This is a genomic window from Blautia wexlerae DSM 19850, assembly GCF_025148125.1.
GTDB classification, from domain to species: Bacteria; Bacillota; Clostridia; order Lachnospirales; family Lachnospiraceae; genus Blautia_A; species Blautia_A wexlerae.
In genome coordinates, this window is record NZ_CP102267.1 from 4,197,908 (window position 1) to 4,221,060 (window position 23,153).

A 23,153-nucleotide genomic window follows, 5' to 3' on the forward strand; every position below is an offset into this window, starting at 1 on the left:
TTCTGATGACAAAGAGCTGCCGGTTTTGATGATTCCCGGACAGCCCTTTATTCAACCTTCTGTACATCTAATTTTCTGCTTTTTCTTTTCTGAGCAGCTCTGTATATTCTGCTTCCCTCATAGGTCTGGCATAGAAATATCCCTGAGCCTTGTTACAGCCGAACCCCTGAAGCATTACCTTCTGCTGTTCGGTCTCCACACCTTCCGCAATAATAGAAAGCTTCATATGATTTCCCATAGTAATGATCATGTGCAGGATTTCTTCTGCTCTTCCATAAGGATCTGCTGCACTTAAGAAACGCATATCCAGTTTGATCTCATCAACAGGAGCTTCTTTCAGCATATTCAGGGAAGAATATCCACTTCCAAAATCCTCCATCAGAATACGGAATCCTCCCTGGCGAAGCTTCTCCACAACCGAAAAGATCATTTCCGAATCAGTGGCATACGCAGTTTCTGTTATCTCCAGTTCCAGATATTTTCTCGGAATCTGATAGCGTTCTGCTATTTCGCAAAGGGTCTGAAACAGATTCGGATTATAGAATCCAACCCTGGACAGATTTACGGACACCGGATGCAGAGGAATACCCTCATCCATACTTTTCTTCAGGAAAATACAGGTCTCTTCATAAATGTAGAGATCTACTTTTGCAATGTATCCGTTTTTCTCCAGTACAGGGATGAAGATTCCCGGAGGAAGCAGTCCCTTTTCCGGATGTTCCCAACGAACCAACGCTTCCGCTCCGATGACACGGTCAGTACACATATCATACTTTGGCTGAAAGAATGCCTTAAACTGCTTTTCCTTAAGGGCATCATCCAGCTCATTAATGATCATCTGCTCCTGGATCAGTTTCTTTCTGTGTGTATCATCATATACAGCAACCTGAATCATATGATTCTTCTTAATGCTATCCGCCGCCAGATGAGCCCGGTCACACATGATTCTCAGACTCTTTGATCTGTCTCGTATCTCATAAATCCCGGCAGAAATCTCTACTGTAGTCTTCAGATAATAATCTCTGATCCGATTACAGAAATGATTTATCTTTGCCTGTATCCTGTCCTCATTATCCAAAGTCAGAATCACAAAATGGTCTGCCTCATATCTGCTGCTGACAATATCTATCCTGCCAAAAATTTTCTCCAGCTCCAGACCGATAAACTTCAGAAACCCGTCACCTGCATCCTCTCCAAACAGATCATTGACAAGCTTAAAATTCTCAATATTGATATAGACAATTCTGGCATCTGCCTCCGAATGCTTCTCCAGAAATTCCCTGCCTCTCTGGTAAAATCCTTCTTTATTAAGAAGCCCGGTCAGTTCATCCGTCTCCATCCTGCAGCGATATGCTTCCTGCGCCGCAGCTTCCACCTGCATCTGTGTCCTGTGTCTGTTATTAACAATCACAAGTATAGTCAATGCCACCAGAAAAATCAGGATACATACGATCTGATATCTGTATTTCTCCATAAATTCCCATATGGAAAAAGATTTCAGCAGATTTATGGAATACTGCCTGATAATATTCTCCTCATCCTGACTGCTCAGGCTTCCGATGCTCTTATTGATTACAGAAACAAGATCGGGATCTGTGTTATCCCCGTATATCATACAGGTCTCTGCTTTGGTAAAAACAATTCCCGACAATGCAAGATCACGATACTTTTCATCCTGCAGATAATAAGATGCCGCGTAACTGTCCATAATGGCCATATCTGCCTTTTTATTTACCACCGCATCCAAAACTGTCCGGGGTGAATCACAGTAAATCGCTTTATATGGGAACTCCCCTTCCGGTCTCAGACTTTTATATTTCTCAAATATACTGTTCATAGAGACGGTCGACGTCTCCAGAGTATTGATATCTTCTCCACGTTCTGCTATTATCTGAAATTCTCTCGTGAAAAATCCACCTGTAAGATGAACTTCAGGTTCATCGATCATTTCCTGACAGGCGGTAATTCCGGCTACAAAATCATACTTTCCACTCTGCGCAGCCTCTATAGGATCGGTATCCGGAGAAAGACTTTCAAACTCAAAAGGTATCCCGCTGATCTCACTGAATTTCTTCAGAAACGCTATATAGATTCCGTCCAGCTTTCCTGTTTCTTTATCTGTATATATCAGTGGCGGCTGATCACCAATGCATCCTATCTTTATGGGTGCGCTGACGCTTTTGACATATTCTGTCTCTTCCCGGGTCAGAAGAGGCTTTGAATTTCTGTTTTTGTCCATAACATACTGTTCTGTAAGATTTTCCGTAAGATCCGGCACTTCTGCTTTAAGCTGCTCAAGAGCATTGTTTACCGCACTCATGACCTCTGTATTTCCCTTTGTTGTCATGATATACATAGGTGCAGCCCCGAATTTATCCACAATCTTAAGTGAATCATGTTTGGATATACTTCCCGTCAAGATCATATCCACTTTCTTCTGCTTAAGAGCCTCTATCTGATCCTGTTCAGATTCATAGTACTTCTCCGGACAGTGAAAATTTTTCTCATCCTGACGCTGTTCAAACTCTTCATTCTGATAGCTGTCTCTCAGCAGACCTACCTTTTTACCATTCATATGCTCATAATCCTGAAAATAAATATCTTCATTATCCTCAGATGTATACAGCACCGCCTGCTCTGTGCCAACAGGCATACAGGAGAAATCATAATTCTTCTCCCTGGCCTCTGTTTTCTGCGCATTGCAGATCAGGTCTACCTTTCCGGATTTCAGATCTGCCAGCTGATTTTCCCATGATTCATTGATATATTCATATCTCCAGCCGGTATACTGAGATATTTTATTCAGATATTCCACTCCATATCCCTTGTATACTCCACTGCTGCTTTTATTAATAAAGTCTGCGTCCTCACGATACGCCACCCGTATTGTCTTTGTCCCGCCGTACGACTGTGCCTGAACCGGAACGATTACTCCCAGAAGCAAGGTAAACAGCAGAACGAACAACATTACATTTCTCTTCTTACCACTCATCTATCGTCCCTCTCTCTTGAGTGATTATAACATAATATTCTCCAAAAAGATATCTTTATAATGCTCGCTCAAACATTTCCCCTTACAGAATCCAGGTGTTACTTTTTAATCCCATTTCCACCACAGACAATCGAATACAAACTAAAAACAAAATTTCCCTGATTGCTTCCGGCGGTAGCTCATATTTCTCTTTTCGCACCAATCCATCAATCGTTGCTCCGAGTCGAATATTTCTCAATACTAAATCTACAGCTTCTTTGATTTGTGTGTAGATTGGTCCTGTAAATTCTCTCTTATCAAGAAATACTGCACGATCTGTTCCTTTAAAATACAATCTGTCTTTCTGTAAAATAACACAAAAAGGATGTGCTGCGGTAACTTCTCCATTGCCTTGACACATCCTTTCGTATTATTATTTTTTTGCTATTCTTCTTAATGACAGCTATGGCTTCCACATCCATGCTCACCACATGTATGTCCTTCCCCGTGGCTGTGCTCGTGATGAGAACACTTCACATCCGGATTATAATCCAGTGTTTTATTAATAAAAGCTTCCACCGCTTTATCTGCATCTCCGGAAACTCCTCCAAACAGCTTAATGCCTGCTGCCGCTAATGCTGTCTGCGCGCCGCCTCCGATTCCGCCACAGATCAAAACATCTGCGTTCAATGCATTAAGAACTCCCGCCAATGCACCATGTCCGCTTCCATTGGTATCTACTACCTCTGAATGTACCACTTTCCCTTCTTCTACATCATAAATCTTAAATGTCTCTGTGTGTCCAAAGTGCTGGAAAATCTGTCCATTTTCATATGTTACTGCTATTCTCATGATACCTTCTCCTTTTTCTGCTGCATATTTTTTGTAAATTTCCTGTTTGTAACAGCCTCCAAAGCTACAGTTGCTGCTCTGACCGTCACAAATTCTGAAATCTCCACCCTCGATTCTAAGTGGATGTCCATCAATGAGTGCATCTGCTATTTTCTTCCTGGCGGTCTCATAAATTCGTTGAACCGTTGTTCTTGCGATCTGCATAGATACTGCACACTGCTCCTGACTGTAACCTTTTTTGTCCAAAAGACGAATTGTCTCATACTCATCTACTGTCAAAACAATGGGTACTTTTTTCTCAGCATTATCTGCCGGAAGGAATTCTAAAACATTCGGAAAATGGCAGACTTTTCTGCATTTTACTGGTCTCGGCATAAACTGCTCCTTTCTTGCTTTTCTTATATAATAGTCCTATAAAGGGCATATGTCAATTATGTAATTGACGCATCTAAAAAAAGCAAGTATACTATGTTCGTAAAGGAGATAACTGTTATGAACTTCGAAAATTATTTTCCACTATGGAATGACTTAAATACAGCACAGAAAAAAATAATTTCAGACAATTTAATCACACGGGATGTAAAAAAAGGAACGATCATTCACAACGGAAACCTGGACTGTACTGGATTATTACTGGTTAAATCCGGGCAGCTTCGAACCTACATACTTTCAGATGAGGGACGAGAGATTACACTTTACCGTCTGTTCGATATGGATATGTGTCTTTTATCCGCCTCATGTATCATACGCTCCATTCAATTTGAAGTAACCATTGAAGCAGAGAAAGATACTGATCTTTGGATCATCCCTGCTGAGATCTATAAGGACATCATGAAGGAATCTGCTCCCGTTGCAAACTATACCAATGAGTTAATGGCTACCCGTTTTTCTGATGTCATGTGGTTGATTGAACAAATCATGTGGAAGAGTTTAGATAAGCGTGTTGCTTCATTTCTTTTAGAAGAGACCTCTATCGAAGGAACAAATGAATTGAAAATCACTCATGAGACGATTGCTAATCATCTTGGTTCCCACAGGGAAGTTATCACTCGAATGCTTCGATACTTTCAAGACGAGGGACTCGTCAAACTCTCCCGCGGCAAAATCACAATCTTGGATTCGAAAAGACTGGAAACACTACAAAGATCATAAAACTGTTTTTCTGTAACATCTAAAGGATCCTCCATTTATTAGAATTATGAAAGTCATTCTAATAAATGGGGGATCCTTTTATACTACGAGTCAAGCGGATATTCGCAATTGAAGCAGGGGACTTACTTGATTCGGTTAAACTATAACCATATTTTGTTTATTTCTATAGCAATCCTCGTAAATAATGCATTTAAGACAGTTCAGCAGAGTGCGAAAGACAAGAAAGATATCTGCAGGCGTGCTGACGCACGGCAAAGATATCTGACGCAGGATTTCACACTCTGATGGGCTGGATTAAGATGCATTATTTCAGAGGATTGCTATAATAATCCATACCGCATGCATATGCCCTTTCGATCAGCGCACGGTCATTAATCACTGCATCATAGAAACGGAATCCGCCGGAAAAATTGTATGTTTCATATCCATTTCCTTCCAGAATACGACTGGCAATATAACTTCGCAGCCCGCTCTGGCATATCAGATAAACAAGCTTTTCCTTCTCAACTTCATTGATCCGTTCTCTCAGTTCATCTACAGGAATATTTTTAAATCCATTAATATGCCCCCTGTTAAATTCACCTACCGTTCTCACATCCAGCAACACAGCACTTTTATCTTTAGAAATCTTATCCATATCTTCCAAATGCCATTGTTTTAAGGTACCTTTTGCTATATTGTCTATCATGAAGCCGGCCATATTTACAGGATCCTTTGCAGAGGAATAAGGCGGTGCATATGCGAGATCCAGATCTTTCAACTGGGTTGCCTTCAGCCCTGCATGGATCGCTGTTGCCAGCACATCAATACGTTTATCAACTCCTTCATATCCAATAATCTGAGCGCCAAGCAAACGATAAGTCTCTTTTTCAAAAACCACCTTCATGGTCATCACTTTTCCACCAGGATAGTAACCGGCATGACTCATAGGAGAAAGAATTACTGTATCTACCTCTAACCCTGACTTTTTAGCATTGGTTTCATTGATACCTGTAGTGGCTGCTGTCATATCAAACACTTTGATAACGGAGCTTCCCTGACTGCCTAAATAATGGCTATCACCACCACAAATATTATCAGCAATGATCCTTCCCTGCTTATTGGCTGGACCAGCCAAAGAAATCAGCGCATCATCACCCGTAACATAATGTTTTACCTGAACTGCATCACCTGCTGCATAAATATCCGGTACAGAAGTTTCCATCCTGTCATTCACTACGATACTTCCCTTGATGCCAAGCTCCAGACCGGCTTCTTTTGCTAATGCTGTGTCTGGTGTAACGCCGATTGCCAGCACCACCATATCAGCCTGAAGGGACGGATTATCTTTTAATAGAATCTCTACTCCATTGTCCTTTTCTCTAAATCCTTCTACCGTATAACCCAGTACCAATTTTATCCCGTGCTTTCTCATTTCATTATGGATCATGGATGCCATATCCGGATCAAAAGGATTCATCAGCTGCTTAGGCCGTTGAACAATTGTAACATCCATGCCAAGCTCTCTCAAATTTTCTGCCAGTTCCAGACCAATAAATCCACCACCTGCCAATATAGCCGATTTTGGATGGTTCTTATTTATATATTCCTTTATACGAAAAGTGTCTTCTACTGTACGAAGTGTAAAAAGTTTATCAATACCAACTCCAGGAAGTCTCGGCTGTGTTGGCTTTGCACCTGGAGAAAGGATCAGCTTATCATAGTTTTCTTCAAATATCTCACCATTCTCCAAATTTTTCACTGAAACAGTTTTACGATCCGGATGTATGGAGATAACTTCATGATGAATTTTCATATTAATGCGAAAGCGTTTAAAAAAGCTCTCTGGTGTCTGTAATGTAAGTTCTTCCGGATCTGTGATCACGTCTCCAATATAATAAGGAAGCCCACAATTTGCATAGGATATGTATCCAGATCTTTCAAACACAGTAATTTCTGCATGTTCATCCAGTCTGCGTATTCTTGCTGCGGCTGTAGCTCCTCCGGCTACACCGCCTACGATTATTACCTTCATCTTATTTTTCCACCTTTCCTCATTAAAGCATTTCTAAAATCGCTTTCTTAGGTCTTGCCCCTGAAACTTTTGTTACAATCTTCCCATTCTTCATAACCACCAAAGTTGGAATACTCATAATCCCAAATTTACTTGCCAGTTCAGGCTGCTCATCCACATTGATCTTTCCAACTTTGATATCAGGGCGTTCACTTGCAATCTCCTCCATGATAGGAACCACCATACGACAGGGAGCACACCAGGGAGCCCAAAAGTCTAAAAGAACGGTTTTCTCGGAATCCATTATTTCATTCTGAAAATTATTTTTATTGATATTAATAGCAGACATTTTACAGTCCTCCTTGTTTTTTCTTTTGTGGCTTTATTATAATCTGAAATTCATTTGTTTTCTGTGATATCATCACATTATTATCATGATTAATTTTTTATCAAAAAAACCTCCGCAAACATTACGTCTGCGAAGGTCTATTTCTCTCAGCATTTGACTAATCTTGGATTAATTTACTTCTCACTCCTGTAGATCTTTATCTATAATCTCCCAGTAACCATTCTTTGGAGAGCCATGTCTTATGAGAATACCATATTCTTTTAACTTCTTAATATTGTTCTCAATATTTCGCCTGACAACCCCGATTTTTTCAGCTAACTTAACCGCTGATAATTGATGATCTTCTGAAAGCAACTTTATAATCTTTTGCTGTGTATCGTTAAGGTCTGTTCTCCACTCTACCTCCGATGTTTTCTTTTTCATTTGTCACCGGAAATGAATTACGGAACAGCTCTATCCGAAACATATTATCAAATCTATTACTTACAAAACTCAAATGCCACATAATACACATAATCATTTTTTGAAAGAAAATCTGTTTGGCTATTTATAAAATCGTCTAAAGTCGGAACACTCATTTCATCATTATCATAAACAAAGGCAATAAGTGGCTGCTGCTTATCGTATCTAATGTCTACGACATTTTTTATTTCAGTTGCTGTTCTGCCATAGTATTCTCTATTTTCTACATTTTCTAAAATAGGAATTTCTGTTGACAACCTACTACCACCTCCAGAAATAATTAACTTAATTACATAATTATCGAAATCAGGCACCATTACGATTTCACCACTTTTTGGCGAACCAATATCTTCAAATCCCATTTCAACTTTGTCCTGATCACTCAATTTTCCTGATTCGTATCGATAAATATGTAATCTGAGTTTTTTATATTCATCCGTTGTGATAAACTTATAGACAAATGCTCCATCCGGTCCAGCAAGCAGTTCTGCTGTCTGCATTTCTATGCTATCCTTTGCAACAGGAGAAATATAATTCTGTGGTTTTTTCAGACGGTATATGGTAAATCCGATTACTGATACCGCACAGATAGATATGACTAATAATATACATTTCATAACCTTTAGACATTTCTGTTTATCTATATTATCTCTGATCACTTCAATAATATTTGTTTCTGACTTCTGAATCATATTCTCTTGAGCTATATCTTCTCCAGCCAAAAACTCATTGAGGCTAATACCAAGAATTGAACAAAGTTCTTTATAAACAGATACATCCGGCAGGCAAACTCCCGTTTCCCTTAATTAAAGATATTGTTGGGTAAAAAAGAAAGGTCAGTCGATTTTGCCGATGAAGCGGTAGTAGATTTCTACTTCCTGCTCACGACTTCCGTCCTCGCCCTTGACAGCTTCGTGGACGGTTATTTTTTCAATTAGAGTGTTCAGAAGTTCGGCGGTCAGCTCCACAGGGTTGACATACTGTTTCATTAGGGCAATCCACTTTTCAGCATCCGCTGCGGTCTGTACGGCGGCTTCCATCGTTTCGTGAAGCTGTCTTATTTTTGTTTCAAGTTCCTTTTGCTCGTTCTGGTACTTCTCGGACAGCATATTGAAGTTATACTCGGTTATGCGTCCGGCAGACCAGTCCTCATACATTTTAGCAAACAGCCCGTCAACCTCGGCTTTACGCTTCTCTGCCTTTTTCAGCTCCGCAGCCTGCTTTTTCTTCGCAGAGTTTCTTTCCCTGTCGCTGGCATTGAGTAGCCGTTTCAGCAGCTTGTCCTCGTCTTTCTGTACCATCATAGACCAGTATTGCAGTCTTGCAAGCACATAGGCATACAGTACATCATAGCGGATATAGTGCATGGAACACTGGCGTAATCCCTGTCCGTACTTACTGCAATGGTAGTGTGCATAGGGATTTTTGTTCTGGCTGTTTACACCATAAGCCAATGACCATCCGCAGTCCGCACATTTTACCAGCCCGGAAAATATCTGCGTTGTGCCATTCTTCTGTCGTCTGCGTCTGCTTGCAATCAGCTCCTGAACTTTTTGGAACACTTCTTCGGAAATGATGGCTTCGTGGGTATTTTCCACACGATACCATTCTTCCTGCGGCTTCCGCACCTTTTTCTTGTTCTTGAATGAAATGTTGCTCTGCTTGTTGTGAACGCTGCGACCGATGTAGGTTTCCTCTTTCAAAATGCTCTTGACCTGTGCTATCGTCCACGCATAGGCTTTTTCTGCGGGCGCACCGGCGTAGATATTGGCGAAAGTCCCATATCTTTCATAGTTCAGCCAGCCGGGGGTAGGTACTTTTTCTTCCACCAGAATCCGTGTAATGCTGGCGGCACCCCTCCCGTGTACGGCAAGGTCAAAAATCTTCTCTACAATCCAGCGTGTTTCCAGGTCGATCAGAAGATGACCTTTTTTGTCCGGGTCTTTTACATAGCCCAGCGGTGCATAGGCTCCATAGTGTGCGCCATTGGCAAATCTTGTGTGCATGGCAGCCTTGACCTTTTTGCTGGTCTGTCGGGCGTGCATTTCATTCAGGATGTTTAAGAACGGGGCAAGCTCGCTTTCTCCGTTGATGGTGTCCACATTGTCATTGATGGCAATGTAGCGTACTCCCTTGCTGGGGAAATAGATTTCCGTGTACTGACCGGTCAGGATATAGTTTCTTCCCAGACGGGATAAGTCCTTTGTGACAACGCAGTTGATTTTCCCGTCCTCGATGTCATCAATCATCCTTTGGAAACTTGGACGCTCGAAATTTGTCCCGCTCCATCCGTCGTCAATATACTCGTCTACAACGGTCAGCCCATGCTCTGCGGCATACTGCCTAAGCATCATGCGCTGTGTCTGGATACTGCCGCTTTCCCCCTGTAATTCATCGTCACGGCTCAATCTCAAATATAGTGCAGTGTTATAAATCGTTGTATTGTATGGTTGTTTCACGGTTAAAAATCCTCCTTCTAAAAGAAACAACCCACGCTTATACAATACTCGCTGGTACAAGTATATCATAAGCGTGGGCTGATTGACAGTCGTTATTCCGTATTTTTTCAGGAAGCGGCGGCAGCGTGCTGGATCACATCTTCCAGCAGGCTGTCAAGCGGCTTCCCATCCTGTGCGAAATGCTCCGATACCTTGATACGGACTTTCCCCATGACAAAATACTGGGTGCCGTCTTTTTCGGTAAGCAGGGTGCCGCTGTTTTCGTTGTTGCTCTCGTTTTTGTTTTTTGCCATAGGCAGTTACCTCCATAAATGAAATATGCCCGACAAGAGAATGTCAGGCAGGTGTACAGCCGCAGACTGTCTCCGTGTCAACCAAACCGTGTCAACCGGCAGAAAAGACTTTGAAAACAATCCATAGGCGCTCTATTATTACTTTTTACTTTTTCTTTTATTTCTTGGTTGACATGGTTGACAAAGGAGAGAAATGCCCCAAATATCAGGCTTTTCCCCGTCAACCGGCTGTCAACCAAAGTGTCAACCAAACTGTTAACCGGTGGCTTTTCAGAATGGCAGTTCCATTTGCCAGGCTTCTTCTTCCGTGATTTCCTGAAAACCGTCCCCCTCCGGCGGAGCTTGGTTGACACGCTCCCAGCCTTTTTGAGAACCGTATTTCTTATACCGCTTCGGGCTTTTGTAGGCTACCCAGCCCTGTATGATGCCGCCCGCAATGCCGGTATTCATAATCTCGCAGATTGCCCGTGTCTCCCAGTCTGCCGGGGAATTTAAGTTCCCCAGCGCTTCCTCATAAAGCTGCTTGGAACATACCCTGTCGCCGGTGTAGTCCTCCAAATAGGCGTAGATCATGCCGGCCTGTGTGTCTTCCTGCATAAAGTCCTGCTGGTGGGCGTTCAGGTATCGGTTCATTTCCATGCTGAATGACAGCTTATACTTCCCACTGCGATAAACCGTCATGGCTTCCGCCCACATCTGTTCGATATACGCCCTCGCCGCCGCTTCATCGTCCAGTATGTGAACCTCCGCCCGTTCCGGGTACACCGTCACGGGGAGAAAGCGCCGGTTGCCGGTGCGGTCACGGGGCAAAAAGTCCTGCCGGTTGGTCGTCCCTCCAAATACACATTGCCGCAGCCGGTCTGCCGGATGTGTCTCATACGGCACTTTGTAGGTTTCTTTCTGGCGGCTTAAGAATGACTTGATTTCCTCAATACTCTTGGCGTTGGCTGTGGCAATCATCTCCGACATCTCGATAATCCAATGCCCTTGCAGCTTGCGGTACACATTTTCATCGTCCAGCTTTTTCAAATCGTCTGAAAACCATTCGTCCCTGCCTGCCAGCAGCCGGAAAAAGGTAGATTTCCCGGCTCCCTGACCACCAACCAGACAGAGCATGACCTCAAACTTGCTCCCCGGTCTGAATACCCGCCGGATGGCTCCCATCAGGAACAGTTTCAAGGCTTCATAGGTGTATTCGTCCGTATCGGCTCCCAGAAAGTGATGCAGGGCGTAACGGATGCGCTCTGTGCCGTCCCATTGCAGGCTGTTCAGGTAATCCCTGACTGGATGGTAGCGGTTTTCATTGGCAACAATCTTGATGGCGCTCTGCACCTTTTTCTCGCTGGTAAGCCCGTAATTTTCTTCCAGATACAAAAGCAGGTAGTTCATGTCCATGTCGGTCAGCGTGGTACTGGTGCGCTCCCAGCCCAGCGGCTTCACAATGTCAATCTGCTCCGTCAAAAGGTTCAGGCGCAGCGCCCCGCGAAACAGAGGGTCACGCTGGAACACCGTCAGGCAGTTTCGGATGCTGTTCTTCACGCCGCCTTTCTGCGTCCCCTCTAATGTTTCCCGGATTTCTGCCGGTGTCTGCGCCGGTTCCATTGTGTCCATCGTCCTTTTGACCGCTTCCTGCGTTTCCGGCGGCAAGCTCTGAAATTCGCTGTTCAAGCCGCAGCACCTCCTTTCCCTGTGCGGCGATCAATGCCGCTTTTTCTTCTATTTCTCCGTATAACAAAATATCCAAAAGGTATTCTGTGTAGCTTATCCTCTGCAACGCTTCCACAAAAAGAGGATGCCAGATGGCATCCTGCGGCTGTGGGGCGTATGCTGTTTTCCAATGCTCCAGCAGGCGCAGATAATCGCATAGCACCCGGAAACAATACCGTTCCGTTTCCTGAAATCTCTGCTCCGCTGATTTTTGTCGGGGCTGTGACCTGTTGTGACGCTTCCTATCTGGCGGCGCATTGCCGGATTTCTCATAGGAAACGCCGAAGTCCTCCGCAAGCCTGACCGCAGCTTCCCGTTTCCCCAATCCATGCAGCAAAGCGGCAAAGTCGATCACATCCCCGGAAGCCCCGCAGCCGAAGCAGTAAAAGCGGCTGTCCACTTTCATGCTGGGCGTGCGGTCATTGTGGAATGGACAGCAGACCATGCCGTTTCTTCCCACCCGGATTCCATAGAATGAAGCAGCCTGCCAGGTGGTAACAGACTGTTTCACCGCTTCAAATACATTCAAATACTCCCTCCATAAAAATACCGGTAGCGGTAAAGCTGCCGGTTATATCATAGCTCCATCTCATGGTTCTTTCTCTGTACTTCCTGTGGCTGCTCCCTCCGGCGCAGTGCGGTATCTACGGCGTTCTGCACCTGCCGCAGCCGTATGACTTCCTCCAGGAGCGGCTTGTGCTGCGGAGACAGTTCGGCATACTCTGTTTTTAACTGTGCGTATTCCTGTTTCCATGCTTTCATGGCAATGGGTTTTCCGTCCAGTTTTTCTTTCAAAATACGGCGGGCGGCATAAAACAGCCGTAACTCCGCATCGTGGGATGTTTCAAATTTCTCCCTCTGTTTCTTAAACTTGATATTGTTCAATTCCGTATGAACAGGTTTTAGCCGCTGGTAATTCTCGCCATCCCGTATCAATTCCTGCAATTCCTTTATCCGGGCAGATTTCTTTTTCATGGAGCCGCTTAATGCTTCAAATTCTTCACTGACAGAGGAAAGACGCTCCTGCAAATCCTCTAATGTGAGCAGCTTGTTTTCCGTCAGATAATTGACGGCTTCGGCAAACTGCTTTAAGTTTCCGGTTCTGGCTTTATTGCTCCATGCCCCTGCGTTGCGCTGGTTGTAATAAGCGATCAACAGGTCGGCAAGGCTCGGTGTCTGCGGTTTGGAAAGTTCTTCTTTTACCTCTGCCATCCAGACAAACAGGGCTTTGATCTTCTTCCTCACATCCTGCATGAGCCGGTTGGTGGCTTTAATCCAGCGGTTCAGTTCCCCTTTCTCGGTGCGGATGCCCTTTGCTTCCATCTGCCGGACATTAGCTCCCTCGTGGACAGTAGGTATCAGGTCAAGCCCCTGCCGCACATAGGAACGGTGGTCGATACGTACATCCAGCCCTTTTTCCTCAAATTTTGTATTAACGGCAGCCGCCCACTGCTCCCGCCAGTGTTCCAGCGTTTCCGGTTCATGCCAGTCTGTTGTATGGACAGCGTTAAACATATAATCGCCGTTTTTATCCCGGATTCGGTTTCCATCTTCATCAAGAAGATATTCCCGACGCTGTTTTTGTCCCCATGTGCCATCCGGGTTCAAAGGGCGCATGGTTGTCATCACATGAAAATGCGGGTTAGGGATGCCGCCGTCCTCTTTCTCCGGGCTGTGAAAAGCAAGGTCGGCAATCATGCCTTTTGTCACAAACTGCTCCTGTACGAACTTCCTCGCCAGCTCCATGTTTTCTTCCAGCGTCAATTCATTCTGCATGGCAATATCAAAGGAATAGGCAAGCTGTGCTTTTGGATGTTTCTCGCAGTTCTCCACAGCATTCCAGAGGGTCGCCCGGTCAAGATATATTTCCGGCGCATGGGGCGGCAGCATGATTTCCGAAGCGATCACGCCGCCCTTTTTGGTGTAGTCGCTGACTTCTCCATAGTAGCTGCTGTAAAGACGCTCCCCGGCTCGATAGGCTGCGCTGGCAATGGCGCTCTGACCGGCGCTGCGCTTTATCTGTGCGATTGAAAAATGATAAAGTGCTATCCTTAGTCACCGCCTTTCTCCTGCCCGGAAATACGGGCGTGGTTCTCTGCGGCAGACCGGATGAAATGCTCCGCCTGTGGCAGATTCAAAATGCTTTCCATGAGGGAATAAAATTCCGTTTCGGTCAGCTCCTTTGTCTGTGGCGCAATGCTCTCAACGGCTGCCCCGCGGGTAATCAGCCGGTGCGTCCTCTGTTTCCGGGAACCGCTTTCCAGATACGCCTGCCGGTTTTTCAAACGCTGCATTTTCTGTTTTTCCCGTTCCAGCAGGACAGTGGTTTTTTCATATTCCTGCTTCAACTGTTCCAAAGATTTTTCCATGTTCTCACATCCTTTGCTGATAAGATAAAGAAAGACCATCCGCAGACAGTCCGTGTGTCAGTGCTTCTATAAAAACCCGATGAAAAGGGAAAACCGCAAAGCGGATTTCTCTTTTCGGCGGGTACACAGGGGATAGCCGCTTTAGCGGCGCAAGGGGGTGTAGCCACCTTGTCGGAGCGAAGCGAACGCAGACCTCGGATTGCTGATTTTATCAGCGGCAGAGGTAAGCTCCGCAGGACGCACGATACATGGTCTTTAGACTATGTATAGAAGTGCGCCCTTAGTTTCTAAGGGATTTTGCCGTTTCCGGCAGTCTTGTCCTTTTTCTTGGAACGCTTGGAAAGATACTTCGGGCAGTCAACCACAACCGCCCGGAAGCTCTGTTTACATTCGTGCTGGCATTTCCGGCACAGTTCGTTGTAAGTGATACGGCTGCGGTCATTTAAGAAGAAAGACCATTCCAGCCGCCGCTTGTTGCTCATTCTTGCCATAACCGGCTCCTTTCTCCGTTTCTATCTGATGTACGCAGATAGGCTGTTTTGGTGTAGCGTTTCGGTATCATTTTTAAGGTTTTTCCCTCTGTATACCCCTTTGTAAAGTGCGGCAGTATTTGCAGTCAGGGAATGATAACTCACGCTTATTTGTCGCTTCTCGGTACGGTTTCGGAGCCTTTTGCCATCCATTCAAAGAAAGCAATTTTGCTGACCTTGATAAGTCTGCCCCTGCGGAACGCTGGAAAGCCGGGTGTGTGTACCAGCTCATAGGCGCTCGCTCTTGAAATTCCCATAATCCGCTGAATGTCCGCCACATCCAGAACCAGCGGTAAATCCTCGTAGCTGTTCAATCTCTTTTTATCGTTCATTCTGTTCCTCCCATAAATCAAATAGGTTAAAATGCTTCCTGCTGCCGTTCTCCCCAAAAGCCGTTTTCCTGCCCCATTCCTGCGGTGTTTCCCTGCATTGGTGCGCCGGATGCGTCACTTCTCCTGCCGGTCATATCCCTTTTGGACGGTCATTCACTTGTCAAGGTACTGTGTGGCACGAAATTACCAACTGCAATCATCATAGCGGACTATCATTGGCAAAACAATGCTTCTGCGATACCATGAGTGTAACAGATATAACCGAATTATATAATTACCATAAACAAAGGCAGGGGATAGGGATGGAGAATCAGTTTATACGGCATGAGCCATGTTTTGAGAGGATTTTGTTTGTCCTGACGCTGGACAGGAAGAAAATGAAAGAGCGGATTTTGATTGGGGAAGAACAGCAGATCCGCTTCCGTCTGAACGGGAGCCAAAACGCAGAGGTGCTTTGTGATATGACACGCCCACTGGGAACTTTTTTGATAAACTTTGAGCGTGACACGGACAGAGATTGGAACTTATATGGGCTTTCTCCGCTGCGGCAAGCCCTCCACTCCAACAGATGGAAACAGCCGGAGCTGGAGCAGGCGGCAAGCGAATTTCTTTGGGAGAAATATCTTAGCAACGACCCTCTGAAAATGTATGTGGCGTTCCGTATCTGGAACAGCTATCTGCTTGCCAGAGAACCTCGTGACCGTAACGCTGCCTGTGACCGCTTCATGGATAAAATGAGCAGCCTGACCGGGGTATTCCATAACGAAACCATGATCTTTGACAGAGAAACAGGAAAACCGAAACATTTTCAAACTGGCAGCCTTTATTTCAAAGGCGCACCGTCAGAAGATACCCGGCTTGACCTCTGGTTCCCGGACAACCGGCGCACAGAAGAATGTGTGTCTGCCTATGCGTCCCTCTACCCCTTGATTACCTATTATCTGAACAGGCTGAATGACTGGGGGCTTTGCTTCCGGCAGTGCAAGGTCTGCGGGAAATATTTTCTGGCAAAGAGCCAGCGGTATGAGCTGTGCAGCGACAAGTGCCGAAAAGTACAGGCGCTTCAAAACAAGCGGGAATTTGACGAGAGGGCAAGAGAAAACAACTATGACCTGCTTTATAAAAATGAATGCCAGAACTGGCGCAACAAAATAAACCGAGTAAAGAATACCGCAGGCTTTCCGGCTGACCGTCTGGAAAAAATACAGGTTGCCTTTTCCGACTTTAAGAAAGAAGCCTTGCAGAGAAAAAAGGCTGTAAAAACAGGAACAGCCAGCCCGAAAGAATTTACGGACTGGCTGTATCTGCAAAGTAATGTAATTGTGGAACTGACAGAATACTAAATTTTTTTCTCGTTGTGAGGTTTCTGTGACATTTGCCTGATGGCAGTATCGAAATTGCAGTAATTACTCATGCAAAATGCTTCTTCGTTTTATACACTATACCTATATGGTGGAGCACCAAATGAAAGGAGCAAAAAATATGTCTGAGATTCAAAATGCGATTGAAGTAAAGAACTTAAAAAAAGGTTTTGGTGGCAGAGTTTTGTTTGAGAATTTTAGCCTGAATGTAAAAGCAAATACAATCCATGCGATTATTGGCCCGAACGGTTCTGGAAAGACAACACTGCTACGCTTGATTACAGGGGTATACCAGCCAAATGCAGGGACAATCAACATTGCAGGGAAATATGCAATGGAGCTTGAAAATGACTATCTGTATGAAGAACAGACTGGTCTTGAAAATTTGAGAATTTTTGGGAAATACTTTGGATTTGAAATAAATGATCGTTCAGACGGCTATTGTACGCAATTAGGATTGACCGAGCATTTAGGAAAGCGTGTTAGCACTTATTCTAAAGGAATGAAAAGAAAACTGTCCCTTTTGATTGTGATTATGATGGGACGGGATATTCTGCTCATGGATGAACCAACATCGGGTGTAGACCCCATATCCAGAGTAGAAATCCGTAGTTTGATAGAGGCTCTAAAAGCTGACGGAAAAACGGTTATTATCACTTCACATGACCTTAGCGAGATTGAAAAGTGCGCTGATGATGTATCTATGATTAAAAATGGCAGATTGCTGTTTGATAAGGGTATTCAAGAAATGCAAGGACAATCATTGGAAGAAATCTTTATTAAGGAGGGCAATCGGCATGAGTAACATGGGAAAAGGCGCAGGCTACTATCTTACCAGAAGTAAAAGCCTCCTAATTGATACTGCGATTGTTGCCATTCTGGCGATTTTTATGAGCTTTGCAATGCAGATGGACACCTTGCAGTCTAAGGGAGATGATTATTTAGTCCTAATGCTCTATGCGGTTATTTTTGGTCTTACCTCCCTGCAATCCGGTGCTATGATTGTAGATTTGACAGCAAAGGATAAGTTAAGCCGGAGAATTGAATTTTTTGCAGCTTCTGGAATTGCAGTAAAAGAGATTATAAAACAGTATTCGATACAGATTTTCCGATTTTCTGGTATTATCCCGTTCTTTGTTTTTATGAGTTGCTATTACTTTACCGACTGGACAATGAGCTTTGGGCGGATCGTATGCGTTTATCTTAGTATTCTTGTACTTAGTTTTTGTGAGATTGTCGCTTTGAATATCATTGTACTGGATGTAAAACGAGTAAAACTGTTCAAAAATGTTCTGTTCTTTGGTAATTTTGCACTGGTTTATTTGATTGCGATGTCGGCAGAACGAATTACAGAGTTTGTGAATCAACATCATATAGGAATTGACTATTTGATTATTGTGGTTGATGTTGCACTTTGCATGATGTTTGCACTATTAAGTTTCTTTAAGGCTCGGCACATGAGCAACGAAACAGTCATCAGGAGGGATGGCGAATGGGTTTGATAACATTAAACCTTAAAAGGGTATTGAACTGGAATTTTATATTTATGAGTGCGGTAGCAGCTATCTTCGGCATGATCTCTCTGATGAACTTTGGGGATATTTCAGAAAACATTGTATTTGGCGTTGATATAAAGTATTTTATGCTTGATGGATACCTGTGCTTATTTATCTTTTTTGCCGGAGAAATAAGCAAGGATATGTTGCAGCAAGAAAAAATCACAAAGAGAATAGAATGGAAACTTGCTAATGGTATTAAAATCTCAAGTATTGTTAAGGAGAATCTGCTATCACTATGGATTGGAACGCTGATCCTTTTGTTTCCTCTACTTTTGATAATTTCCATTCGCCTGCCAAACCTTATCTTGTTATTAGGCACCTATTTTCTGATCCTTAGCATATTGTATTCGGCATTTATAAATGTTTTGATTCTCTGGATTAGAAATATGAACTGGTTTAAGAGTATTCCTATCTTTGCAACACTGCTTCATATTTTGCTGGTTGTCTTAAAATGTGGGATATTTATGAAAACGAATAATGTGTGGGTGTTGCTACTATTTTCTCCAGTGAGTATAATAGTTTTGACTGCGTGTGGTTTATGTCTGATGACTAAAGAACGGATCGTATCATCATATTACTAACATAATGAATTTTAGCTGAAAGGAGGGGGGTCTATGCAGGATAAACGCTTCTATCCGTATCTGTTTCTTCATGCGGGTATTGTGACTTTATGGGTTATATTGGATAGAATACATAAAGGGATTGCGAATGATGGAGTCATCAACTTATTGTCGATTGCCGTCTTGCTTTGTTATTTCAATCTGCTCTATCTTCATGTAATGACATCACGGCGAGAAGCAACAATATCCGAATGTGGCTGGAACCTGCTTTCTGTTTCCTTTATTGCGGCGCTGATGTATGATGGATTTTCCACCTTATACACGGGTGCATTTCTGGTTTTTGCATTGATTATCGGAATAATGCTGGTAAGAACTGACGCAAGCCGGGGGAAAATGGTTCGCTTGCTGTTTGGAATTGCGTCTATCATACTGTCGTTTTTCAATTTCCGAATTCTACCTGCGATAACTATGTTAATTGGAATGTTCGTGGGAATTTTCCTTGATTATAAATATATAAATTTGAAACAGGTTAATATTCTTCCGATTGCCCAGAGGAAAGCAAGATATGTCCTTGTTTTCATGATTCCTTTGCTTACAATCGTACTTTATTGCTTTGATTTGTCCACCCTGCAAGTCAATGTGTTTTTTCAGCTTATAATGCTTTTATTTGAGGCCTTTGCTGTCATTCATCTTGGCGACATGGAAGCTCGTTACAACGAGCTGACAAAGTATTATGAATTAACGAACTATATTGCAAGTGAGAGGGAAGATTTTTCAATGCTACTTCACAACGATGTGCTTCAAGATATTGGAGGTGCCAAAAATCTTCTGTCGCTTCGCTCACCAGCTATTGATGAAACAAAAAGGATATTATCTGATTTGGAACTGCGAATAAGAAATATGATGAATTTCTATTCGTCTAATATCTTTTCGGGGTATGCTTCATGGGAACATATTGAATATATGCTTGACGCCATTAAGAAGCTGTACCCAAAGAAAAATATATTTATAGATTTTACCATTGACAGCGAAGCAAGGATTGCTTTGAAAAAAGATAACAGTTTGGAACAGACTATGCAGATAATCAAAGAGCTTGTCAACAATGTTTATAAACACGCTGCCGCTTCTTTTATCCATTTGGAAATCGCGTTAAATGAAGAAAGTAAACTCGTAATTACCTGTCAAAATGACGGCGCGAAATCGAATGACATTGAAAACATTCTTTCTTCTAAAGGTGGTATGCTGTTCTTAACGGTGTTGATAAATGGGAATGGCGGTAACATTCAGTATTTAGAAAAAGATGGTATTTTAACTGCAACGGCAGTTTTGGGGAGAAAAAATGAAGATATTACTATTTGATGACCACAGGATATTTGGAGAGAGTTTAAGCAAACTTCTGGAAGATTGGGACGCAATCTCAATCTGTCACTATGTAAGTAATGAAACAGAGTTTTGGAATATTCTTTCCGTAGACGAATGGGACATTGTATTATTGGATGTTAACCTAAGAGATCAGTCAAAGAATTCTGGCATTGACCTGATAGAAAAAATATATAACAAAAAGCCAAAAACAAAAGTGGCTATGCTATCCTCTTATGATATGCCGGTTTATAGACAGGAGGCACTTAAAAGAGGTGCTGTAAGTTATATTGACAAGTCGGCTTCTGCTGATGAGCTGGTAAAAAAACTTACAGCTATTAGTAAAGGTCACAAATCCACTACGCCCCCTTTATTAGATCCCCTGACAGATCGTGAAGCGGAAATTATTAAGGCGATTGGAACAGGGAAAACAAAGCATGAAATAGCGCAAGAACTGTATATCAGTGAACGGACACTTTACAACCATATCCAAAGCATCTATGATAAGCTGGGGGCTAAAAATGCTATCGAAGCCTATAACAAGGCTATTGCACTTGGATATATCACACCCTTAATATGAGTTTAGGCAATAAGAGGGACAGATATATCAGAACACAAGTGACAAGTATGCACATTATGTAAGCAGATAGCAAAAACAAGTATCATTGAACGACTTCATCAAAACAATAAAGAAAAGCTGGGAGCAAAATTAAGTCTGCTTCCAGCTTTTTTGTATTTGTTATTGTATGTGGTTGACTAAGGAATATTGTTTAAGCGTGAGTTTGTGATATTGGGTGTGGTATCTTTAACTATGGGAAACTCCTCGCTCCCATTTAGAAACAGACTTATCACTCATACCTAATTTTTCTGCCAGTTGCTTTTGTGTCATCCCCAATGACTTTCGCTTACCTGCAATATATTTTCCAATTTTGATAAGATCCATCCATCTACCTCCTTTTTTTATTAATCGTACTCTATTTTAGATGAAAAGCATACCCCTCGAAGGTAGAATATGACTTTTAAGTCTGTCTAGTTTGCCAGATAGAATACAAAGCTTATATGTCCTGTCCCTTCGCACACCCACTTTGCATTTTTTTAGCAAACTCACTTGTAAAAACTTCCTTTTCCGGCGCTTCCGGGATACTGCACTATTTTTCTTCCCTTTCCTTTCAGGACTGAAAAAGCCCTGCGTCAGGACGTTCCCTGATGCAAGGCTTCTAATTTTTTTCTCTATGTTTCTGTGTCTTTTTTTGATGTTTTCTCTGGTGCTCCGTATGAATCGGATTTTCTGATTCTTACAAAGGGGATTATCAAAAAAGTGCCAAAGAGGAGTGCTAAAAAATATGTGGATTATTCAAACTCCTTTGCGGACTGCGTTTCATGACACGCAAAGGCTGTTATTAGAGGTTTATATTTCGAACGTGCGTTCTGTTTTTGTGTTTTTCGCACCGCTTATGAAGAAATGGGTTAAATGTATTTTTTAATTCTACCTTGCAAGAGTATATTAGAATGTAGAATTTACTTTTTCATTCAAGCATGAAGAAATAAACTCCAAAATAACTCCATTTTACTCTTTATTATTTTGTTGTTCTTCTCTTGCGTAAAGAATGTCCAACGCCTGGAATATTACATTACTCATAGTCTGATAATGTCTCTCTGCATAAGATACTAGCTTTTCTTTTTGCTCTGGTGACATCCTGATTCTCAGACTAGAATCTTTGCCGTCTAATGATGGTTTTCTAGGCATCTTTCTCTCCTTACATTTCATAGTTTAACATGAATTGATACAAGTGTTAATCTCGTTTTGTTAATATCACCCATTTCCCTTTTTGGCTACTTCCCTGCTTCTTCAGATAATTCTTTTCCTTCAATTTGGTTATATAATACTTCACACTAGAGCGTGTCTGAAAAATAAAAATTGCACAAAACGCATGTTTTATTTCCCTTTTTCATGATAAAATAAAGAAAAAGGGGTGTTCACTATGTTGAGACGATATGAGTTGACTGATGAAGAATGGCTTCGCATTGAACCTTTATTACCTCCTGAAAATACTGGAAAACAAGGACGTCCAAGGAAAGACAATCGTATCATTATGAATGGAATTGTATGGCTTGCACGTAGTGGGGCACCTTGGCGCGATCTTCCTGAACGTTATGGTTCATGGAAAACTGTCTATAGCCGATTCCGAAAATGGATCGATGATGGTATCCTTGATAATATTTTCCGTATTTTAAGTCTTGAAGCAGAATTGGAAGAATTATCCATTGATGCTTCTATTATCCAGGCGCACCAGCATAGTGCCGGTGCAAAAAAAGGGGGCCTTCAAATGAAATCGGGCATAGTCGTGGAGGAGCCAGCACCAAAATCCATGCGGTAGTAGATGCCTATGGATATCCAGTTTATTTAATGATCAGTGAGGGACAGCGTAATGATATCAATTATGCAATCCCTTTGCTCGATCAAATTGAAATAAACGGAAGCAATGTGTTAGCTGACCGAGGATATGACAGTAATAAATTGCTTGATTATGTGTACGCACGCGGTGGAGAGCCAACCATTCCATCCCGAAAGGGAGCTAAATTTGAACGTCATTGTGATTGGTGGTTATACAAAGAACGCCATTTAGTAGAAAAGTATTTTCTGAAATTAAAAGCATTCCGACGAATCGCTACACGTTATGACAAATTAGCTGCAACCTACTTGGGATTTATTTGTATCGCCTCAATATTAATTTGGTTAAAATAAACAATTTAAAATGTTTTTCAGACACGCTCTAGCAAGATTCCAATCTAACGCATAATCCAAGTGGTAGAAAAGTTATCTCTTATATCGGTTGTAACTTTT

The 23,153-nt window shown here is 42.6% G+C and carries 23 protein-coding genes and 2 pseudogenes; 8 read left to right on the forward strand and 17 right to left on the reverse strand.

What is annotated here, in order from left to right; translation table 11 throughout:
* Positions 1-67: 67 nt before the first annotated feature.
* The 3 genes from NQ550_RS19355 to NQ550_RS19365 all read right to left on the reverse strand — a co-directional run bounded on the left by NQ550_RS19355 (position 68) and on the right by NQ550_RS19365 (position 4,198).
* A complete protein-coding gene (locus NQ550_RS19355) occupies positions 68-2,992 on the reverse strand; it encodes an EAL domain-containing protein (protein ID WP_025579662.1) in 2,925 nt (974 codons plus the stop codon).
* A gap of 82 nt (positions 2,993-3,074) precedes the next feature.
* Positions 3,075-3,392 carry a hypothetical protein gene (locus tag NQ550_RS22980; protein WP_025579660.1) on the reverse strand — a complete coding sequence of 106 codons (318 nt, stop codon included), beginning with the start codon at positions 3,390-3,392 and terminating at the stop codon, positions 3,075-3,077.
* Between the two features lie 32 nt (positions 3,393-3,424).
* The gene (locus tag NQ550_RS19365) at positions 3,425-4,198 is read right to left on the reverse strand and encodes a DUF134 domain-containing protein (protein WP_025579658.1); all 774 of its coding nucleotides are present in this window, start codon (positions 4,196-4,198) and stop codon (positions 3,425-3,427) included.
* Between the two features lie 93 nt (positions 4,199-4,291).
* Between NQ550_RS19365 and NQ550_RS19370 the strand changes: the two genes are divergently transcribed.
* Positions 4,292-4,975 carry a Crp/Fnr family transcriptional regulator gene (locus NQ550_RS19370; protein ID WP_044996608.1) on the forward strand — a complete coding sequence of 228 codons (684 nt, stop codon included), beginning with the start codon at positions 4,292-4,294 and terminating at the stop codon, positions 4,973-4,975.
* 304 nt (positions 4,976-5,279) lie between these two features.
* Here the strand turns inward: NQ550_RS19370 and NQ550_RS19375 are convergent, their stop codons facing one another.
* From NQ550_RS19375 to NQ550_RS19430, 12 genes are all read right to left on the reverse strand, one after another.
* Positions 5,280-6,989 (reverse strand): FAD-dependent oxidoreductase, encoded by a 1,710-nt coding sequence (locus NQ550_RS19375; protein ID WP_025580596.1) that lies wholly within the window; start codon positions 6,987-6,989, stop codon positions 5,280-5,282.
* 22 nt (positions 6,990-7,011) lie between these two features.
* Positions 7,012-7,317, reverse strand: coding sequence for a thioredoxin (gene trxA, locus NQ550_RS19380; RefSeq protein ID WP_025580598.1), 306 nt, complete (start codon positions 7,315-7,317; stop codon positions 7,012-7,014).
* Between the two features lie 180 nt (positions 7,318-7,497).
* A complete protein-coding gene (locus NQ550_RS19385) occupies positions 7,498-7,740 on the reverse strand; it encodes an HTH domain-containing protein (RefSeq protein ID WP_025580599.1) in 243 nt (80 codons plus the stop codon).
* A gap of 56 nt (positions 7,741-7,796) precedes the next feature.
* Positions 7,797-8,501 (reverse strand): hypothetical protein, encoded by a 705-nt coding sequence (locus NQ550_RS19390; RefSeq protein ID WP_025580600.1) that lies wholly within the window; start codon positions 8,499-8,501, stop codon positions 7,797-7,799.
* Positions 8,502-8,615: 114 nt separating this feature from the next.
* A complete protein-coding gene (locus NQ550_RS19395; protein WP_025580601.1) occupies positions 8,616-10,238 on the reverse strand; it encodes a recombinase family protein in 1,623 nt (540 codons plus the stop codon).
* Between the two features lie 107 nt (positions 10,239-10,345).
* The gene (locus NQ550_RS19400) at positions 10,346-10,531 is read right to left on the reverse strand and encodes a hypothetical protein (RefSeq protein ID WP_015540918.1); all 186 of its coding nucleotides are present in this window, start codon (positions 10,529-10,531) and stop codon (positions 10,346-10,348) included.
* A gap of 270 nt (positions 10,532-10,801) precedes the next feature.
* Entirely contained in the window at positions 10,802-12,142 is a 1,341-nt protein-coding gene (locus NQ550_RS19405; protein ID WP_172730352.1) for a virulence-associated E family protein, read from the reverse strand.
* A complete protein-coding gene (locus NQ550_RS19410; RefSeq protein WP_025580605.1) occupies positions 12,027-12,767 on the reverse strand; it encodes a CHC2 zinc finger domain-containing protein in 741 nt (246 codons plus the stop codon). The genes NQ550_RS19405 and NQ550_RS19410 overlap by 116 nt, the downstream gene beginning before the upstream one ends.
* A gap of 47 nt (positions 12,768-12,814) precedes the next feature.
* The gene (mobQ, locus tag NQ550_RS19415; RefSeq protein ID WP_025580606.1) at positions 12,815-14,287 is read right to left on the reverse strand and encodes a MobQ family relaxase; all 1,473 of its coding nucleotides are present in this window, start codon (positions 14,285-14,287) and stop codon (positions 12,815-12,817) included.
* Between the two features lie 2 nt (positions 14,288-14,289).
* Positions 14,290-14,607, reverse strand: a complete 318-nt coding sequence (locus tag NQ550_RS19420; RefSeq protein WP_025580607.1) for a DUF3847 domain-containing protein — start codon at positions 14,605-14,607, stop codon at positions 14,290-14,292.
* Between the two features lie 287 nt (positions 14,608-14,894).
* Entirely contained in the window at positions 14,895-15,098 is a 204-nt protein-coding gene (locus tag NQ550_RS19425; RefSeq protein WP_004614949.1) for a hypothetical protein, read from the reverse strand.
* 146 nt (positions 15,099-15,244) lie between these two features.
* The gene (locus tag NQ550_RS19430; RefSeq protein WP_008368839.1) at positions 15,245-15,469 is read right to left on the reverse strand and encodes a helix-turn-helix domain-containing protein; all 225 of its coding nucleotides are present in this window, start codon (positions 15,467-15,469) and stop codon (positions 15,245-15,247) included.
* A gap of 302 nt (positions 15,470-15,771) precedes the next feature.
* Between NQ550_RS19430 and NQ550_RS19435 the strand changes: the two genes are divergently transcribed.
* The 6 genes from NQ550_RS19435 (at position 15,772) to NQ550_RS22185 (ending at position 20,888) form a co-directional block, all read left to right on the forward strand.
* On the forward strand, positions 15,772-16,812 hold the full coding sequence (locus NQ550_RS19435) for a hypothetical protein (protein ID WP_024726896.1): 1,041 nt from the start codon (positions 15,772-15,774) through the stop codon (positions 16,810-16,812).
* Between the two features lie 121 nt (positions 16,813-16,933).
* Positions 16,934-17,635, forward strand: a complete 702-nt coding sequence (locus tag NQ550_RS19440) for an ABC transporter ATP-binding protein (RefSeq protein WP_081703311.1) — start codon at positions 16,934-16,936, stop codon at positions 17,633-17,635.
* The gene (locus NQ550_RS19445) at positions 17,628-18,332 is read left to right on the forward strand and encodes a hypothetical protein (protein WP_025580610.1); all 705 of its coding nucleotides are present in this window, start codon (positions 17,628-17,630) and stop codon (positions 18,330-18,332) included. The genes NQ550_RS19440 and NQ550_RS19445 overlap by 8 nt, the downstream gene beginning before the upstream one ends.
* On the forward strand, positions 18,323-18,970 hold the full coding sequence (locus NQ550_RS19450) for a hypothetical protein (RefSeq protein WP_021738928.1): 648 nt from the start codon (positions 18,323-18,325) through the stop codon (positions 18,968-18,970). The genes NQ550_RS19445 and NQ550_RS19450 overlap by 10 nt, the downstream gene beginning before the upstream one ends.
* A gap of 33 nt (positions 18,971-19,003) precedes the next feature.
* Positions 19,004-20,308, forward strand: a complete 1,305-nt coding sequence (locus tag NQ550_RS19455; protein WP_025580612.1) for a sensor histidine kinase — start codon at positions 19,004-19,006, stop codon at positions 20,306-20,308.
* Positions 20,289-20,888, forward strand: coding sequence for a response regulator transcription factor (locus tag NQ550_RS22185; RefSeq protein WP_025580613.1), 600 nt, complete (start codon positions 20,289-20,291; stop codon positions 20,886-20,888). The genes NQ550_RS19455 and NQ550_RS22185 overlap by 20 nt, the downstream gene beginning before the upstream one ends.
* Before the next feature lie 237 nt (positions 20,889-21,125).
* On the opposite strand, the pseudogene NQ550_RS19470 reads toward NQ550_RS22185, so the two are convergent.
* Together NQ550_RS19470 and NQ550_RS19475 are read right to left on the reverse strand one after the other, a co-directional pair.
* Positions 21,126-21,251, reverse strand: a pseudogene (locus NQ550_RS19470) (helix-turn-helix domain-containing protein); the annotation flags it as partial.
* A gap of 624 nt (positions 21,252-21,875) precedes the next feature.
* Positions 21,876-22,055: a hypothetical protein gene (locus NQ550_RS19475; RefSeq protein WP_008705291.1), complete on the reverse strand. Its 180-nt coding sequence runs from the start codon at positions 22,053-22,055 to the stop codon at positions 21,876-21,878.
* A gap of 235 nt (positions 22,056-22,290) precedes the next feature.
* Between NQ550_RS19475 and NQ550_RS19480 the strand changes: the two are divergent.
* Positions 22,291-23,054: pseudogene (locus tag NQ550_RS19480) on the forward strand (IS5 family transposase).
* Positions 23,055-23,153: the final 99 nt, after the last annotated feature.

Coding starts and splice junctions, on each gene's coding strand:
- NQ550_RS19435 (WP_024726896.1), top strand. CDS start 15,772: ATGGAGAATCAGTTTATACGGCATGAGCCATGTTTTGAGAGGATTTTG.
- NQ550_RS22185 (WP_025580613.1), top strand. CDS start 20,289: ATGAAGATATTACTATTTGATGACCACAGGATATTTGGAGAGAGTTTA.
- NQ550_RS19405 (WP_172730352.1), bottom strand. CDS start 12,142: ATGGACACAATGGAACCGGCGCAGACACCGGCAGAAATCCGGGAAACA.
- NQ550_RS19455 (WP_025580612.1), top strand. CDS start 19,004: ATGCAGGATAAACGCTTCTATCCGTATCTGTTTCTTCATGCGGGTATT.
- NQ550_RS19440 (WP_081703311.1), top strand. CDS start 16,934: ATGAAAGGAGCAAAAAATATGTCTGAGATTCAAAATGCGATTGAAGTA.
- trxA (WP_025580598.1), bottom strand. CDS start 7,317: ATGTCTGCTATTAATATCAATAAAAATAATTTTCAGAATGAAATAATG.
- NQ550_RS19370 (WP_044996608.1), top strand. CDS start 4,292: ATGTTCGTAAAGGAGATAACTGTTATGAACTTCGAAAATTATTTTCCA.
- NQ550_RS19400 (WP_015540918.1), bottom strand. CDS start 10,531: ATGGCAAAAAACAAAAACGAGAGCAACAACGAAAACAGCGGCACCCTG.
- NQ550_RS19475 (WP_008705291.1), bottom strand. CDS start 22,055: ATGCCTAGAAAACCATCATTAGACGGCAAAGATTCTAGTCTGAGAATC.
- NQ550_RS19425 (WP_004614949.1), bottom strand. CDS start 15,098: ATGGCAAGAATGAGCAACAAGCGGCGGCTGGAATGGTCTTTCTTCTTA.
- NQ550_RS19445 (WP_025580610.1), top strand. CDS start 17,628: ATGAGTAACATGGGAAAAGGCGCAGGCTACTATCTTACCAGAAGTAAA.
- NQ550_RS22980 (WP_025579660.1), bottom strand. CDS start 3,392: ATGTGTCAAGGCAATGGAGAAGTTACCGCAGCACATCCTTTTTGTGTT.
- NQ550_RS19430 (WP_008368839.1), bottom strand. CDS start 15,469: ATGAACGATAAAAAGAGATTGAACAGCTACGAGGATTTACCGCTGGTT.
- NQ550_RS19385 (WP_025580599.1), bottom strand. CDS start 7,740: ATGAAAAAGAAAACATCGGAGGTAGAGTGGAGAACAGACCTTAACGAT.
- NQ550_RS19355 (WP_025579662.1), bottom strand. CDS start 2,992: ATGAGTGGTAAGAAGAGAAATGTAATGTTGTTCGTTCTGCTGTTTACC.
- NQ550_RS19420 (WP_025580607.1), bottom strand. CDS start 14,607: ATGGAAAAATCTTTGGAACAGTTGAAGCAGGAATATGAAAAAACCACT.
- NQ550_RS19450 (WP_021738928.1), top strand. CDS start 18,323: ATGGGTTTGATAACATTAAACCTTAAAAGGGTATTGAACTGGAATTTT.
- NQ550_RS19375 (WP_025580596.1), bottom strand. CDS start 6,989: ATGAAGGTAATAATCGTAGGCGGTGTAGCCGGAGGAGCTACAGCCGCA.
- NQ550_RS19365 (WP_025579658.1), bottom strand. CDS start 4,198: ATGCCGAGACCAGTAAAATGCAGAAAAGTCTGCCATTTTCCGAATGTT.